We start from the raw sequence: 14,247 nt of genomic DNA on the forward strand, positions 1-14,247 counted from the left end.
TGATGTTCTGTTCCATTATTTCTGGGGCACTTCATGCAAAATTCAATCGGCGCACCAAAGCAGAGGCTCAGTCTCAGCGATCCACGAGTGCGTGCGTGGTTATTCCAGATCATCACCATTGTGGCGGTGGTCTCGCTGGGCTGGTTTCTGTTCAACAACACCCAAACCAACCTCCAGCACCGGGGCATTACCTCGGGTTTCGACTTTCTCGAGCGCAGCGCCGGCTTCGGCATCGCGCAGCATTTGATCGACTACACCGAATCGGACAGCTATGCCCGGGTGTTCGTCATCGGCTTGCTCAATACCCTGCTGGTGACCTTTATCGGGGTGATCCTGGCGACCATTCTCGGCTTTATCGTCGGCGTGGCGCGTCTGTCGCAGAACTGGATCATCAGCAAGCTGGCCACGGTGTATGTGGAAGTATTCCGCAACATCCCGCCGTTGCTGCAGATTCTGTTCTGGTACTTCGCGGTGTTCCTGACCATGCCGGGGCCGCGCAACAGCCACAACTTCGGTGACACCTTCTTTGTCAGCAGCCGTGGCCTGAACATGCCGGCCGCTCAGGCGGCGGACGGGTTCTGGCCATTCGTGGTGAGCGTGGTACTGGCCATCGTCGCCATTGTGCTGATGTGCCGCTGGGCCAATAAGCGCTTCGAGGCCACTGGCGTGCCGTTCCACAAGTTCTGGACCGGCCTGGCGTTGATCCTGGTGATCCCTGGGTTGTGCGCGCTGATCTTCGGCGCGCCGCTGCACTGGGAATTGCCAAAGCTGCAAGGCTTCAACTTCGTCGGTGGCTGGGTGCTGATCCCGGAACTGCTGGCCCTGACCTTGGCCCTGACCGTCTACACCGCGGCGTTTATCGCCGAGATCGTGCGTTCCGGGATCAAGTCGGTCAGCCATGGCCAGACCGAGGCGGCGCGCTCCCTGGGGCTGCGCAACGGCCCAACGCTGCGCAAGGTGATCATTCCGCAAGCGCTGCGGGTGATCATTCCGCCGCTGACCAGCCAATACCTGAACCTGGCGAAGAACTCCTCGCTGGCAGCCGGTATCGGTTATCCGGAAATGGTCTCGTTGTTTGCCGGCACGGTGCTCAACCAGACCGGGCAGGCGATTGAAGTCATTGCCATCACCATGAGCGTGTACCTGGCGATCAGTATCAGCATTTCCCTGCTGATGAACTGGTACAACAAGCGCATTGCGCTGATCGAGCGGTGAGGAAACGCGCATGACAACTCATACATTCAAACCTGACATGCCCCCTCCGAGCAGCAGCATCGGGGTGGTGGCGTGGATGCGCGCCAACATGTTCTCCAGCTGGCTCAATACCCTGCTGACCCTGTTTGCGTTCTACCTGATTTACCTGGTGGTGCCGCCGATCCTGCATTGGGCGATTCTCGATGCCAACTGGGTCGGCACCACGCGTGCCGACTGCACCAAGGAGGGCGCCTGCTGGGTCTTCATTCAGCAGCGCTTCGGCCAGTTCATGTACGGCTACTATCCGCAGGACCTGCGCTGGCGTGTGGACCTGACTGTGTGGCTGGCAGTGGTGGGCGTGGCGCCGCTGTTCGTCTCGCGCTTCCCGCGCAAGGCGATCTACGGCCTGAGCTTTCTGGTGCTGTACCCGATCGTTGCCTACTTCCTGCTGCATGGCGGCATCTTCGGCATGACCAACGTGGCAACCAGCCAATGGGGTGGCCTGATGCTGACCCTGGTCATCGCCACCGTCGGTATTGCCGGGGCCTTGCCGTTGGGCATCGTGCTGGCGCTGGGGCGGCGCTCGAACATGCCGGCGATTCGTGTGGTCTGCGTGACCTTCATCGAGTTCTGGCGTGGCGTACCGCTGATTACCGTGCTGTTCATGTCGTCGGTGATGCTGCCGCTTTTCCTGCCTGAAGGCATGAACTTCGACAAACTGCTGCGGGCCTTGATCGGCGTGATCCTGTTCCAGTCGGCCTACGTGGCGGAAGTGGTACGGGGCGGTCTGCAAGCGATTCCCAAAGGTCAATACGAAGCGGCGGCGGCCATGGGCCTCGGGTACTGGCGCAGTATGGGCCTGGTGATTCTGCCGCAAGCCCTGAAGCTGGTAATCCCCGGCATCGTCAACACCTTCATTGCCCTGTTCAAGGACACCAGCCTGGTGATCATCATCGGCCTGTTCGACCTGCTCAACAGCGTCAAACAAGCCGCCGCCGACCCGAAATGGTTGGGCATGGCCACTGAAGGCTATGTGTTCGCGGCCCTGGTGTTCTGGATTTTCTGTTTTGGTATGTCCCGCTACTCCATGCATTTGGAACGTAAGCTGGACACTGGCCACAAGCGTTAGGAGTTTTTTCATGAGTGAAGCGATCAAACAGCCTGTGAGCCCTGAAGGCATTATCCAGATGCAGGGCGTGAACAAGTGGTACGGCCAGTTCCACGTGTTGAAAGACATCAACCTCAACGTCAAACAGGGCGAGCGTATCGTCCTGTGCGGGCCTTCGGGCTCGGGCAAGTCCACCACCATCCGCTGCCTCAACCGCCTGGAAGAACACCAGCAGGGCCGCATCGTGGTCGATGGCGTGGAGCTGACCAATGACCTCAAGCAGATCGAAGCGATCCGCCGTGAAGTGGGCATGGTGTTCCAGCACTTCAACCTGTTCCCGCACCTGACTATCCTGCAGAACTGCACCCTGGCGCCAATGTGGGTGCGCAAGATGCCCAAGCGCAAGGCCGAGGAAATTGCCATGCACTACCTGGAGCGCGTACGCATTCCAGAGCAGGCGCACAAATTCCCGGGGCAACTCTCCGGCGGTCAGCAGCAGCGTGTGGCGATTGCCCGCGCCTTGTGCATGAAACCGAAAATCATGCTGTTCGATGAACCGACTTCAGCCCTCGACCCCGAGATGGTGAAAGAGGTGCTGGACACCATGATCGGCCTCGCCGAAGACGGCATGACCATGCTCTGCGTGACCCACGAAATGGGCTTTGCCCGGACCGTGGCCAACCGGGTGATCTTCATGGACAAGGGCGAAATCGTCGAACAGGCCGCGCCGAACGACTTCTTCGACAATCCGCAAAACGATCGCACCAAGCTGTTCCTGAGCCAGATCCTGCATTGATCGAGCCCGGTGTCTGACGATAAACCCGGCCTGGCGCCGGGTTTATTTTTGCCTGGGGTTCAACTGGCGAGGGTGGTTTCGTGCGGCGGATGGCGTGCGAGCAGCAGTTGCTGCAGGTCGCCGGCCTCGCTCAGTTCGCGGGCATCGGCCAGCAGGTGAGGGTGGCGATCGAGCAGGCGCATCAGCATCAGCAGTGGCTGGGGCGGCGCGACTTCACCCCGTTCATAGCGGGAGAAGGCATTGTGTCCACCGCCGGAAAGCAGCTGCACGGCCTCCTTTTGCGAGAGGTGCAGTTTGCGGCGCATGCGTTTCATCTCGGCGGCGATCAATTGCCGGCAGTCCTCGATCAGTTGATCGCCGGCGGCGGCGTAGCGATCTGAACTGTCAGCGTCGAATTCGACTTCGGCACAGACCTGGCATTCCCAGCCTGCCAGGTCATGCACCGGGCGGGTCAGGTGCTTGTAGTCGATGATTTCGCTGCGATGGCTGAATGGCTTCATCTCATCGGGGGCGCCGCAACTCATGCATTGCTGTCGGTTCATGTGTTTCTCTCCTTGAAAGAGATCACCGGGGCGCTACCGCCTGGGCGGTACGTCACTTTGATGTAGATCTCCAGGCCCTGGTGTGTTGCGTGGTAGACGTCCTGCCAGAGTTGATGGTCGGCGTAGCTGGTCATGGATTTGTCGAGCATGGCGGGCTTCAGGGTGCAGACGATGCGCTGCATGTGCCCAAGGCTCAGGCCGAGCCTTCGACCGCCCTCCAGGGCGGATCGGGTGAAGGCTCTGGCGCCGAGCCGCAAAACCTCGGCCTTGACCACTGACAGGTGGTAATGCGCTGTGTGCTTTTCCATAAGACACCTTGCATTGCGTGATTGGAAATTACCCTCAAAGGGTTTTTTAAGCAATCGGATTTTTCCCAGATTGCCTGCTCCGTAACCCTAACCTTTTGCCTTCTCAGATGAAGCTGACTAACATGTCAGAAAATTCGTCCGATGATTGGATGAAAGGCTGAGGTTTATGTCAGATATTTCCCCGTTGGTGAAACGCTCCCTGGTTGACCAGGCTTTGGAGCAACTGCGCCTGCGCATCAATCATGGCGCCTGGAGCGTTGGTCAGCGCTTGCCTACCGAGCCGGAACTGGCTGCCGAACTGGGCATCAGCCGCAATACCGTGCGTGAAGCCATGCGCGTGCTGGCGTTTTCCGGGCTGATCGAGATCCGCCAGGGCGATGGCAGTTACCTGCGTGCCCTGGCCGACCCTCTGGACACCCTCAAGGCGCTGTCCGGCTGCACCCAGGAGCAGGCTCGGGAGACGCGGCAGATTCTCGAGGTCGAGGCCATTGGCCTGGCCGCGCTGCGCCGCACCGATGAGGACCTCAGGGCCCTGCGCGAAGCGCTCGCGGTCAGCGGTGCGCATTATCACGGCGACCTGGACAGTTACATCGCCTGCGACCTGGTGTTCCACGGGTTGCTGGTGGATGCCGCGCACAACCCGACCCTGAGCGAGCTGTACCGCTACTTCTCCAGCGTGGTCGGTGCCCAGTTGCGCAAGACCCTGAATATTTCTCCACGGCGTCAGCAGGTTTTCGACCTGCATGTGCAACTGCTCGATGCGGTGGAACAGCGTGACCCGGAGCGGGCCAAAGCCCTTTCCCGGCAGTTGATCAATGAACCTTGATACCGAGAAGCCCATGTCCAGTCACCAGGCCGACAACGCCACGCCATCCCCCAGCCGGCGTACGCCGGAACTTGAAGAACTGCTGATCGACGCCGAGGCCGATGACGAGCAGGTCCAGCACAGCCACCCGGTGCTGCGCCGCCCTTGGCTGTTGTTGCTGGGCTTGATCCTGGTGGCGTTGAACCTGCGTCCGGCGCTGTCGAGCATGGCGCCGCTGCTCAGCGACGTTTCTAAAAGCCTCGGCCTGTCAGCGGCCCAGGCCGGGTTACTGACCACCTTGCCGGTGCTCTGCCTGGGCCTGTTCGCGCCCCTGGCACCGCTGCTGGCACGGCGTTTCGGCGCCGAGCGAGTGGTGTTGGGGATTCTGCTGACCCTGGCGGGCGGGATTATCCTGCGCAGCAGCCTGGGCGAGTTCGGCCTGTTTGCCGGCAGCCTGCTGGCCGGCGCCAGCATCGGCGTGATCGGCGTCCTGTTGCCGGGCATCGTCAAGCGCGATTTTGCCAAGCACGCTGGCACCATGACCGGGGTCTACACCATGGCGCTGTGCCTGGGCGCGGCCATGGCGGCCGGGGCCACGGTGCCGCTCAGCCATCATTTCAGTGACAGCTGGGCCATGGGCCTGGGGTTCTGGGTGCTGCCGGCGCTGGTGGCGGCAGTGTTCTGGCTGCCCCAGGTCGGCAAGAAGCAGGGCGCACATCATGCGGCCTACCGCGTGCGCGGTCTGTTGCGGGACCCGCTGGCTTGGCAGGTGACCCTCTACATGGGCCTGCAATCATCCCTGGCCTACATCGTTTTTGGCTGGTTGCCGTCGATTCTGATTGGTCGTGGCCTGACCCCGACCCAGGCTGGGCTGGTGTTGTCCGGTTCGGTGATCGTGCAACTGGCCAGCTCCCTGGCGGCGCCCTGGCTGGCGACCCGTGGCAAGGACCAGCGCCTGGCGATCGTGATTGTCATGCTGCTGACCCTGGGCGGCCTGTTCGGTTGCCTGTATGCGCCGATCGACGGGCTGTGGGGCTGGGCGATCCTGCTCGGGCTGGGGCAGGGCGGGACGTTCAGCCTGGCCCTGACCCTGATTGTGCTGCGTTCTCGCGACGCTCATGTGGCGGCCAACCTGTCGGGCATGGCCCAGGGCATCGGTTACACCCTGGCCTCGATGGGGCCATTCGCAGTCGGCCTGGTGCACGACTGGACCGGCGGCTGGACGGCCCTGGGCTGGATCTTCGGGGTGATCGGCCTGGGGGCCATCGCTGCCGGCCTGGGTGCCGGCCGCTCGCTGTTTGTGCAGGTCGAAAGCGAAAAAATCTGACCCGCACCACTCTCGGTATTCCCGCCACGAATGCCGATAGTGTTCTGCGCCTGGGCAGATTATTGTGCGCATCATATTTTGATCGTTCGGAGCCAGCCCATGAGTGATGCCCACAGCGCCTTGATTACCACCTTCTATCAAGCGTTCCAGCGCCTGGATGCCGAGGCCATGGCTGCCTGCTATACCGACGATGTGCTGTTCAGCGACCCGGCCTTCGGCGAGTTGCGCGGGCGCGATGCCGGCGACATGTGGCGCCTGCTCACGACCCGGGCCAAGGACTTTTCCCTGACGTTCGACAACGTCCGCGCCGATGAGCGCACCGGCGGCGCGCACTGGGTCGCGACTTACCTGTTCAGCCAGACCGGCAACATCGTGGTCAACGATATCCAGGCGCGCTTCGTGTTTCGTGACGGCAAGATCTGCGAGCACCACGATCACTTCGACCTGTGGCGTTGGGCGCGGCAGGCGTTGGGCACCAAGGGCCTGCTGCTGGGCTGGACGCCGCTGGTCAAAAACGCAGTGCGCGGCCAGGCCCTGAAAGGCTTGAAGGCGTTCCAGGCCGGTCGTTGAGGCGCGTCCTCTGCTAAGATCGCGGCTTGTTATCCACAAGCCCTGATCGTCACGTGAGCACCCCCAGCCCAATCCCCTGCGCCGAACCCGAACCTGCCGCCGTGGCCAGCAAACCCTGGTTTGTGTACTTGGTCAGGGCGGCCAACGGTTCGTTGTACTGCGGCATCAGCGACGACCCGCACAAGCGTTTTGCCAAGCATCAGAGCGGCAAGGGCGCGCGCTTCTTCCTTTCCAGCCCGGCGGTGGCCCTGGTGTACACCGAAGTCTGCCGCGACAAGAGTGATGCGCTGCGCCAGGAGCGGCTGATCAAAAAGCTTCGAAAAAGCGCCAAGGAATGCCTGGTGGCCTCGGCCGGCCCGGGCTTATCACCCTGACTGATAAGTTCCCATCAGGCGCATCTGTAGGCCGCCGGGGATTTGCGCGCTAAGCTGGTTTTTCCTACTTATCCGGCGGACTGCAGCATGTCAGAGTTGATTCTCCATCATTACCCGACTTCTCCTTTTGCGGAAAAAGTGCGCCTGCTGCTGGGCTTCAAGGGCCTGTCCTGGCGCTCGGTGAAGATTTCCCCGGTGATGCCAAAACCTGATCTGACGGCGCTGACCGGTGGTTATCGCAAGACGCCGGTGTTGCAGGTGGGGGCCGATATCTATTGCGACACCGCCCTGATCGCCCGTCGCCTGGAGCAGGAAAAGGCCGCGCCGACGTTGTACCCCGAAGGCCAGGAACTGGTGGTTGCCGCGTTCGCCGCGTGGGCCGATTCGGTGGTGTTCCAGCATGCGGTGAGCCTGGTGTTCCAGCCGGAATCGGTCGCCGTGCGTTTTGGCAAGTTGTCGCCGGAAGCGATCAAGGCCTTTCTCGCAGACCGCGCCGGGCTGTTCAGTGGCGGCAGTGCCACCCGCGTCTCTGCTGAGCAGGCCAAGCATCAGTGGCCGACCCTCATGGCTCGCCTCGAGCAGCAACTGCAGCGCGAGCAGGGCGACTTTCTGTTCGGCGAGCCCTCGATTGCCGACTTCGCCCTGGCGCATCCGCTGTGGTTCCTCAAGGCGACGCCGGTCACTGCACCGCTGGTCGATGTCTACCCTGCGGTAAGCGCCTGGCACGCGCGGGTAATGGGCTTCGGCCATGGCGCCGCCAGTGACATGAGCGCCGAGGAAGCGCTGGAGGTAGCCCGCACGGCCACGCCGGCGGCGCTGCCGGCCGAGCCGTTCATCGACCCCAATGGCTTCAAGCCCGGGCAGCAGGTGCTGATTGCGGCGACCGACTACGGCGTCGACCCGGTGCTGGGGGAGTTGGTGTTCGCGGGTAGCGAGGAACTGATCCTGCGTCGCGAAGACCCCCGTGGCGGTGTGGTGCATGTGCACTTTCCGCGCCTGGGCTTTCGCATCGAAGCCCAGTAAGCGAGGGTAAATGGCGGCGCTGTTACTTCAGCGCCGCCATGATGGCCTCGGGGTCATAGGTGCGGATCAAGCTACCGTTGACATCCAGGATCGGAATGCCGCGCCCGCCCAGGGCCTCATAGGCACTGCGCGCCTGGGCGTCTTTTTCGATATCGAACTCGCGGTAGGCAATGCCCTTCTGATCGAGGAAGCGCCGGGTGGCCTTGCAGTAGCCGCACCAGTCAGTGGCATAGAGCACGACCCGGGCGTTGGCCCGGACCTGCTCCGATGCCATCCCCGACGGGTTGAACAGGCGTTCGATCTTGCCCCAGTTCTGATACAGGACTACCACCAGCAGGATCAGCAGTACCTTTTTCAGTACGCCGCCCACCATCAGTTACGCCGTTTGAGCTGATCGGTCAGTTGGGTCGGCAGGCCTTTGATGATCAGGGTCCCGGCCTCTTCGTCGTATTCGATCTTCGAGCCCAGCAGGTGGGCTTCAAAACTGATGGACAGGCCCTCGGCGCGCCCGGTGAAGCGGCGGAACTGATTGAGGGTGCGTTTATCGGCAGGGATTTCCGGCGACAGGCCGTAGTCTTTGTTGCGGATATGGTCGTAGAAAGCCTTGGGGCGGTCTTCGTCGATCAGCTCCGAGAGCTCTTCCAGGCCCATGGGTTCGCCGAGCTTGGCCTGGCTGCTGGCGTAGTCGACCAGGGTCTTGGTCTTTTCCCGGGCATCTTCTTCGGGCAGGTCTTCGCTTTCGACGAAATCACTGAAGGCCTTGAGCAGGGTCCGGGTTTCGCCGGGGCCGTCGACGCCTTCCTGGCAGCCGATAAAGTCACGGAAGTATTCCGAGACCTTTTTGCCGTTCTTGCCCTTGATGAACGAGATGTACTGCTTGGACTGCTTGTTGTTCTGCCATTCGGAAATGTTGATCCGCGCGGCCAGGTGTAGTTGGCCCAGGTCCAGGTGGCGCGAGGGGGTCACGTCCAGCTGGTCGGTGACCGCCACGCCTTCGCTGTGGTGCAGCAGGGCGATCGCCAGGTAGTCGGTCATGCCTTGCTGATAATGAGCGAACAACACATGGCCGCCGACCGACAGGTTGGACTCTTCCATTAGTTTCTGCAGATGCTCGACCGCAACCCGGCTGAATGCGGTGAAGTCCTTGCCGCCATCGAGGTATTCCTTCAGCCAGCCGCTGAAGGGGTGCGCCCCGGATTCGGCATGGAACAGACCCCAGGCCTTGCCCTGTTTGGCGTTATAGCTTTCGTTGAGGTCGGCAAGCATGTTTTCGATCGCCGCGGACTCGGCCAGTTCGGAGTCGCGGGCGTGAAGAACTGCAGGGGTGCCGTCGGGTTTTTTGTCGATCAGGTGGACGATGCAATGACGGATCGGCATGGGCTTCTCGGCTGGTTGGCTGGGGGAGGGCGGGCTCCCCGAAAAAGTGCCCAGTGTACCGCACCTGCTGGTTTTGGCGGTGTTTGCCGGGACAGGAATGGCCCGACCCCGGGGCTTATGCAATTTTTTACGGATTTAGAGCAATAAAGCTGACCAAATGGCTAGGTAGAGGCGGATATTTCCCCGTCTCTGTGCTAGTTTTGCCCCGTCTTACGCGATGTATCAGCGTTAAGCGTGCATTCAGCATTTGTCAGGTCGAACCAAACCCTGATTTCGGTATCTATAACCCCGATCTGTCGTGGTTGTAACCGGGGTGCCAGATCCAAAAGATCTGGCTCGATGGCTGACACTGCACTCTGCAATCCAAATGAATTTGATAGGGAAGGAACACCACAATGGCTATTACTAAAGACCAACTGATCGCTGATATCGCTGAAGCTATCGACGCGCCGAAAACCACCGCGCGTAACGCACTGGACCAACTGGCCCAAATCGTTGCTGATCAATTGGAAAATGGCGGCGAAATCACTCTGCCAGGTATCGGCAAGCTGAAAGTGACCGAGCGTCCTGCCCGTACTGGCCGTAACCCATCGACTGGCGCTGCCATCGAAATCGCTGCCAAGAAAGTTATCAAGCTGGTCGTGGCTAAAGGCCTGACCGACGCTGTTAACAAGTAAGACGCAGCAAAAAAAACCGTGCTCCGGAGCGATCCGGGCACGGTTTTTTGTTGCCTGCAGCTTTTAGTCCTTGCGCACCCAGCGCTGGCGCCAGATCTGTTGTTCGCTCGGCGTCTGGAAGGTCCAGGCGACAAATCGACTCTGCTTCTGCCCCTGGGACATCTCCACCACCTGGCTCTCCAGCACCCCGGCCTTCTTCAGCGCAGTCTGAATCGCCGGCAGGTTGGACGCTTTCGACACCAGGGTGCTGAACCACAGCACTTTGTGCTGGAAGTGTGCGCTCTCTGCGATCAACTGGGTCACAAACCGCGCTTCGCCACCTTCGCACCACAGTTCAGCCGATTGGCCGCCGAAGTTCAGCACTGGCAATTTGCGTTTCGGGTCGGCGCGGCCCAGGGCCCGCCATTTACGTTCGCTGCCTTTGGTCGCTTCATCCATGGAGGCATGGAAGGGCGGGTTGCACATGGTCAGGTCAAAGCGCTCGCCCGGCTCCAGGAGGCCCAGCAGAATGTGCTTGGGATTGCTTTGCTGGCGCAGTTGAATGGCCTTGCTCAGCCCGTTGGACTGCACGATCGCCTTGGCGGCCGCCACGGCTGTCGGGTCGATTTCCGAGCCGAGGAAGTGCCAGCGGTAGTCGCTGTAGCCGATCAGCGGGTAGACGCAGTTGGCGCCCATGCCGATGTCCAGCACCTTGACCGGCGCGCCACGGGGGATCACGCCTTCGTTGACGCTGGCCAGCAAGTCGGCGAGGAAGTGCACGTAGTCGGCACGCCCTGGCACCGGCGGGCACAGGTAATCGGCCGGGATATCCCAGTGCTTGATGCCGTAGAAGGCCTTGAGCAGCGCGCGGTTGAACACCCGTACCGCGTCGGGGCTGGCGAAGTCGATGCTTTCCTTGCCGTACGGGTTGATGATCACGAACTGCGCCAGCTCCGGCGTGGTCTTGATCAGGGCCGGGAAGTCATAGCGGCCCTGGTGGCGGTTACGCGGGTGCAGGGTGGCCTCTTTCCGGGGCGCGACGGCCTTGGCCGGGGTGGCAGGTTTTGGCTTTTTGCGCGGTGCTTTGGGTGTGCTGGGGGCGGTCATGGGCTGCGTCGATTCTGGGCTTGTTTCAAAAGTGGCGGCTATTGTCCCATATTCCTGGGCAAGCCCGGTCAAAAGTGGCCGCCCATAAAAAAAGAGACCCGAAGGTCTCTTTTTTCACTCGGGCCCCACCTTACAGGCTGGAAATCCGTGCGTGCTGCTCAGCCAGCTTGCCCAGAGCCTGTTCGGCTTCGGCCAGTTTGGCGCGTTCCTTGTCGATGACTTCGGCCGGGGCCTTGTCGACGAACGAGGCATTGGACAGCTTGCCGCCGACCCGCTGCACTTCGCCTTGCAGGCGCTGGATTTCCTTGTCCAGGCGTGCCAGTTCGGCGCCCTTGTCGATCAGGCCCGCCATGGGCACCAGCACTTCCATCTCGCCGACCAGGGCGGTGGCGGACAGCGGTGCTTCTGCGCCTGCGGCCAATACGGTGATCGACTCCAGCTTCGCCAGCTTCTTGAGCAGTGCATCGTTCTCGGTGAGACGACGCTGATCTTCGGCGCTGGCATTTTTCACGAACACTGCCAGCGGCTTGCCTGGACCGATGTTCATTTCGGCGCGGATGTTGCGGGTGCCGAGCATCAGGTTCTTGAGCCACTCGATATCGCTTTCGGCGGCCTCGTCGATGCGTGCTTCATTGGCCACCGGCCAAGGCTGCAGCATGATGGTCTTGCCCGTGCTGCCGGCCAGCGGCGCGAGGCGCTGCCAGATTTCTTCGGTGATGAACGGCATGAACGGGTGAGCCAGGCGCAAGGCCACTTCCAGCACTCGGACCAGGGTGCGACGGGTGCCGCGCTGGCGTTCGACCGGCGCGTTCTCGTCCCACAGCACAGGCTTGGACAGTTCCAGGTACCAGTCGCAGTACTGGTTCCAGATGAACTCGTACAGCGCCTGGGCAGCCAGGTCGAAACGGAACTGGTCGAGCTGGCGAGTGACTTCGGTTTCGGTGCGTTGCAACTGCGAGATGATCCAGCGATCCGCCAGGGAGAGCTCGTAGGCCTCGCCGTTCTGGCCGCAGTCTTCACCTTTGTCCAGCACGTAGCGCGCGGCGTTCCAGATCTTGTTGCAGAAGTTGCGATAACCCTCGACGCGGCCCATGTCGAACTTGATGTCGCGACCGGTGGACGCCAGGGAGCAGAACGTGAAGCGCAGGGCGTCGGTGCCATAGCTGGCGATACCGTCGGCGAATTCGGCGCGGGTCTGCTTCTCGATGGACTTCTGCAGTTTTGGCTGCATCAGGCCGGTGGTGCGTTTCTGCACCAGGGCTTCGAGCTCGATGCCGTCGATGATGTCCAGCGGGTCCAGGACGTTGCCCTTGGACTTGGACATCTTCTGGCCCTGGCCATCGCGGACCAGGCCGTGGACGTACACGGTCTTGAATGGAACCTGCGGTGTGCCGTCCTCGTTTTTCACCAGGTGCATGGTGAGCATGATCATCCGGGCAACCCAGAAGAAAATGATGTCGAAACCGGTCACCAGCACGTCAGTCGGGTGGAAGGTCTTGAGGAAGTCGGTCTGCTCCGGCCAGCCCAGGGTGGAGAAGGTCCACAGGCCCGAACTGAACCAGGTGTCGAGCACGTCGTTGTCCTGCTGCAGGGCAACGTCCGGGCCGAGGTTGTGCTTGGCCCGTACTTCGGCTTCATCGCGGCCTACGTAGACCTTGCCCGACTCGTCGTACCAGGCCGGAATCCGGTGGCCCCACCACAGCTGGCGGCTGATGCACCAATCCTGGATGTCGCGCATCCAGGAGAAGTACATGTTTTCGTATTGTTTCGGCACGAAGGCGATGCGGCCGTCTTCCACCGCCGCGATGGCAGGTTCTGCCAGGGGCTTGGTGGAGACATACCACTGGTCGGTCAGCCACGGCTCGATGATGGTCCCGGAGCGGTCGCCCTTGGGCACCTTCAGGGCGTGATCATCGACGCTGACCAGCAGGCCGGCGGCGTCGAATGCGGCAACGATCTGCTTGCGCGCTACGAAGCGGTCGAGGCCGGCGTACTCGGCCGGGATCTTGCCGTCGATGCTTTCGTTGAGCGTGCCATCCAGGTTGAACACCTGGCAGGCCGACAACACGGCAGCGTTCTTGTCGAAGATGTTGAGCAGCGGCAGGTTGTGGCGCTTGCCGACTTCGTAGTCGTTGAAGTCGTGGGCCGGGGTGATCTTCACGCAGCCGGTGCCGAATTCAGGGTCGCAGTAGTCGTCAGCGATGATCGGGATGCGACGGCCTACCAGCGGCAGTTCGACGAACTTGCCGATCAGGGCCTTGTAGCGCTCGTCTTCCGGGTTCACGGCCACGGCGGAGTCGCCGAGCATGGTTTCCGGACGGGTGGTGGCGACGATCAGGTAGTCCTGGCCTTCAGCGGTCTTGGCGCCGTCGGCCAGCGGGTACTTGAGGTTCCACAGGAAGCCTTTCTCGTCGTGGTTTTCCACTTCGAGGTCGGAAATCGCCGTGTGCAGCTTGGTGTCCCAGTTGACCAGGCGCTTGCCGCGGTAGATCAGGCCGTCTTCGTGCAGGCGTACGAAAGCTTCTTTGACTGCTTCCGAGAGGCCGTCGTCCATGGTGAAGCGCTCGCGGCTCCAGTCCACGGAGGAACCCAGGCGGCGGATCTGGCGGCTGATGTTGCCACCGGACTGATCCTTCCACTCCCAGACTTTTTCCAGGAATTTCTCCCGGCCCAGGTCATGACGATTCTGGCCCTGGGCTTCGATCTGACGCTCTACCAGCATTTGCGTGGCGATACCGGCGTGGTCGGTACCCGGTTGCCACAGGGTGTTGCGACCCTGCATGCGGCGGAAGCGGATCAAGGCGTCCATGATCGCGTTGTTGAAGCCATGGCCCATGTGCAGGCTGCCAGTGACGTTCGGCGGCGGAATCATGATGGTGTAGGAGTCGCCCGCGCCTTGCGGGGCGAAGTAGTTCTCGGACTCCCAAGTCTGGTACCAGGAAGTTTCAATGGCGTGCGGCTGGTAGGTCTTATCCATGCGCGGCGGGACCCTATTGGCATTTATTCAGGAAAGCCGGCAAGTATAGCGGAGGCGCCCGCCAGCAAGCTACCGGCCAGCCG

General features: G+C 61.6%; 15 protein-coding genes. 9 read left to right on the forward strand and 6 right to left on the reverse strand.

The window, feature by feature from the left end:
* Window positions 1-33 precede the first annotated feature (33 nt).
* From MF4836_RS08295 to MF4836_RS08305, 3 genes are read left to right on the forward strand one after another with little or no spacing between them, the layout of a single operon-like run.
* Window positions 34-1,215 carry an amino acid ABC transporter permease gene (locus MF4836_RS08295; protein ID WP_078469934.1) on the forward strand — a complete coding sequence of 394 codons (1,182 nt, stop codon included), beginning with the start codon at window positions 34-36 and terminating at the stop codon, window positions 1,213-1,215.
* A 10-nt stretch (window positions 1,216-1,225) separates the two neighbouring features.
* On the forward strand, window positions 1,226-2,323 hold the full coding sequence (locus MF4836_RS08300; protein ID WP_078469935.1) for an amino acid ABC transporter permease: 1,098 nt from the start codon (window positions 1,226-1,228) through the stop codon (window positions 2,321-2,323).
* Between the two features lie 10 nt (window positions 2,324-2,333).
* On the forward strand, window positions 2,334-3,098 hold the full coding sequence (locus tag MF4836_RS08305; RefSeq protein WP_003171943.1) for an amino acid ABC transporter ATP-binding protein: 765 nt from the start codon (window positions 2,334-2,336) through the stop codon (window positions 3,096-3,098).
* Between the two features lie 59 nt (window positions 3,099-3,157).
* On the opposite strand, the gene MF4836_RS08310 is transcribed toward MF4836_RS08305, so the two are convergent.
* On the reverse strand, window positions 3,158-3,640 hold the full coding sequence (locus MF4836_RS08310; RefSeq protein ID WP_078469936.1) for a type II toxin-antitoxin system MqsA family antitoxin: 483 nt from the start codon (window positions 3,638-3,640) through the stop codon (window positions 3,158-3,160).
* On the reverse strand, window positions 3,637-3,948 hold the full coding sequence (locus tag MF4836_RS08315; protein WP_078469937.1) for a type II toxin-antitoxin system MqsR family toxin: 312 nt from the start codon (window positions 3,946-3,948) through the stop codon (window positions 3,637-3,639). The genes MF4836_RS08310 and MF4836_RS08315 overlap by 4 nt, the downstream gene beginning before the upstream one ends.
* A 166-nt stretch (window positions 3,949-4,114) precedes the next feature.
* Here MF4836_RS08315 and MF4836_RS08320 point away from each other — a divergent pair, with 166 nt between their 5' ends.
* The 5 genes from MF4836_RS08320 (at window position 4,115) to MF4836_RS08340 (ending at window position 8,047) form a co-directional block, all read left to right on the forward strand.
* Window positions 4,115-4,774, forward strand: coding sequence for a FadR/GntR family transcriptional regulator (locus tag MF4836_RS08320; protein WP_078469938.1), 660 nt, complete (start codon window positions 4,115-4,117; stop codon window positions 4,772-4,774).
* Window positions 4,764-6,080 carry a CynX/NimT family MFS transporter gene (locus tag MF4836_RS08325; RefSeq protein ID WP_078469939.1) on the forward strand — a complete coding sequence of 439 codons (1,317 nt, stop codon included), beginning with the start codon at window positions 4,764-4,766 and terminating at the stop codon, window positions 6,078-6,080. The genes MF4836_RS08320 and MF4836_RS08325 overlap by 11 nt, the downstream gene beginning before the upstream one ends.
* A gap of 99 nt (window positions 6,081-6,179) precedes the next feature.
* Window positions 6,180-6,650 (forward strand): nuclear transport factor 2 family protein, encoded by a 471-nt coding sequence (locus tag MF4836_RS08330; protein WP_078469940.1) that lies wholly within the window; start codon window positions 6,180-6,182, stop codon window positions 6,648-6,650.
* 53 nt (window positions 6,651-6,703) lie between these two features.
* Window positions 6,704-7,024 carry a GIY-YIG nuclease family protein gene (locus MF4836_RS08335; RefSeq protein ID WP_078469941.1) on the forward strand — a complete coding sequence of 107 codons (321 nt, stop codon included), beginning with the start codon at window positions 6,704-6,706 and terminating at the stop codon, window positions 7,022-7,024.
* Between the two features lie 87 nt (window positions 7,025-7,111).
* A complete protein-coding gene (locus MF4836_RS08340) occupies window positions 7,112-8,047 on the forward strand; it encodes a glutathione S-transferase family protein (RefSeq protein WP_078469942.1) in 936 nt (311 codons plus the stop codon).
* 22 nt (window positions 8,048-8,069) lie between these two features.
* Here the strand turns inward: MF4836_RS08340 and MF4836_RS08345 are convergent, their stop codons facing one another.
* Entirely contained in the window at window positions 8,070-8,420 is a 351-nt protein-coding gene (locus tag MF4836_RS08345) for a glutaredoxin family protein (RefSeq protein ID WP_078469943.1), read from the reverse strand.
* Entirely contained in the window at window positions 8,420-9,424 is a 1,005-nt protein-coding gene (gene yejK / locus MF4836_RS08350; protein ID WP_078469944.1) for a nucleoid-associated protein YejK, read from the reverse strand. The genes MF4836_RS08345 and yejK overlap by 1 nt, the downstream gene beginning before the upstream one ends.
* Before the next feature lie 395 nt (window positions 9,425-9,819).
* On the opposite strand from yejK, the gene MF4836_RS08355 reads away from it, so the two are divergent.
* Window positions 9,820-10,101, forward strand: a complete 282-nt coding sequence (locus MF4836_RS08355; RefSeq protein ID WP_003440137.1) for an HU family DNA-binding protein — start codon at window positions 9,820-9,822, stop codon at window positions 10,099-10,101.
* Between the two features lie 63 nt (window positions 10,102-10,164).
* On the opposite strand, the gene rlmF is transcribed toward MF4836_RS08355, so the two are convergent.
* Window positions 10,165-11,187 (reverse strand): 23S rRNA (adenine(1618)-N(6))-methyltransferase RlmF, encoded by a 1,023-nt coding sequence (rlmF, locus tag MF4836_RS08360; RefSeq protein WP_078469945.1) that lies wholly within the window; start codon window positions 11,185-11,187, stop codon window positions 10,165-10,167.
* Window positions 11,188-11,317: 130 nt separating this feature from the next.
* The gene (locus tag MF4836_RS08365; protein WP_078469946.1) at window positions 11,318-14,164 is read right to left on the reverse strand and encodes a valine--tRNA ligase; all 2,847 of its coding nucleotides are present in this window, start codon (window positions 14,162-14,164) and stop codon (window positions 11,318-11,320) included.
* Window positions 14,165-14,247: the final 83 nt, after the last annotated feature.

The sequence above is a fragment of the Pseudomonas sp. MF4836 genome, from assembly GCF_002018875.1.
Lineage (GTDB): Bacteria > Pseudomonadota > Gammaproteobacteria > Pseudomonadales > Pseudomonadaceae > Aquipseudomonas.

Bases quoted from the DNA above. Each gene is read 5' to 3' on its own strand.
- MF4836_RS08295 (WP_078469934.1), top strand. From the start codon at position 34: ATGCAAAATTCAATCGGCGCACCAAAGCAGAGGCTCAGTCTCAGCGAT.
- MF4836_RS08300 (WP_078469935.1), top strand. From the start codon at position 1,226: ATGACAACTCATACATTCAAACCTGACATGCCCCCTCCGAGCAGCAGC.
- MF4836_RS08305 (WP_003171943.1), top strand. From the start codon at position 2,334: ATGAGTGAAGCGATCAAACAGCCTGTGAGCCCTGAAGGCATTATCCAG.
- MF4836_RS08310 (WP_078469936.1), bottom strand. From the start codon at position 3,640: ATGAACCGACAGCAATGCATGAGTTGCGGCGCCCCCGATGAGATGAAG.
- MF4836_RS08315 (WP_078469937.1), bottom strand. From the start codon at position 3,948: ATGGAAAAGCACACAGCGCATTACCACCTGTCAGTGGTCAAGGCCGAG.
- MF4836_RS08320 (WP_078469938.1), top strand. From the start codon at position 4,115: ATGTCAGATATTTCCCCGTTGGTGAAACGCTCCCTGGTTGACCAGGCT.
- MF4836_RS08325 (WP_078469939.1), top strand. From the start codon at position 4,764: ATGAACCTTGATACCGAGAAGCCCATGTCCAGTCACCAGGCCGACAAC.
- MF4836_RS08330 (WP_078469940.1), top strand. From the start codon at position 6,180: ATGAGTGATGCCCACAGCGCCTTGATTACCACCTTCTATCAAGCGTTC.
- MF4836_RS08340 (WP_078469942.1), top strand. From the start codon at position 7,112: ATGTCAGAGTTGATTCTCCATCATTACCCGACTTCTCCTTTTGCGGAA.
- MF4836_RS08345 (WP_078469943.1), bottom strand. From the start codon at position 8,420: ATGGTGGGCGGCGTACTGAAAAAGGTACTGCTGATCCTGCTGGTGGTA.
- yejK (WP_078469944.1), bottom strand. From the start codon at position 9,424: ATGCCGATCCGTCATTGCATCGTCCACCTGATCGACAAAAAACCCGAC.
- MF4836_RS08355 (WP_003440137.1), top strand. From the start codon at position 9,820: ATGGCTATTACTAAAGACCAACTGATCGCTGATATCGCTGAAGCTATC.
- rlmF (WP_078469945.1), bottom strand. From the start codon at position 11,187: ATGACCGCCCCCAGCACACCCAAAGCACCGCGCAAAAAGCCAAAACCT.
- MF4836_RS08365 (WP_078469946.1), bottom strand. From the start codon at position 14,164: ATGGATAAGACCTACCAGCCGCACGCCATTGAAACTTCCTGGTACCAG.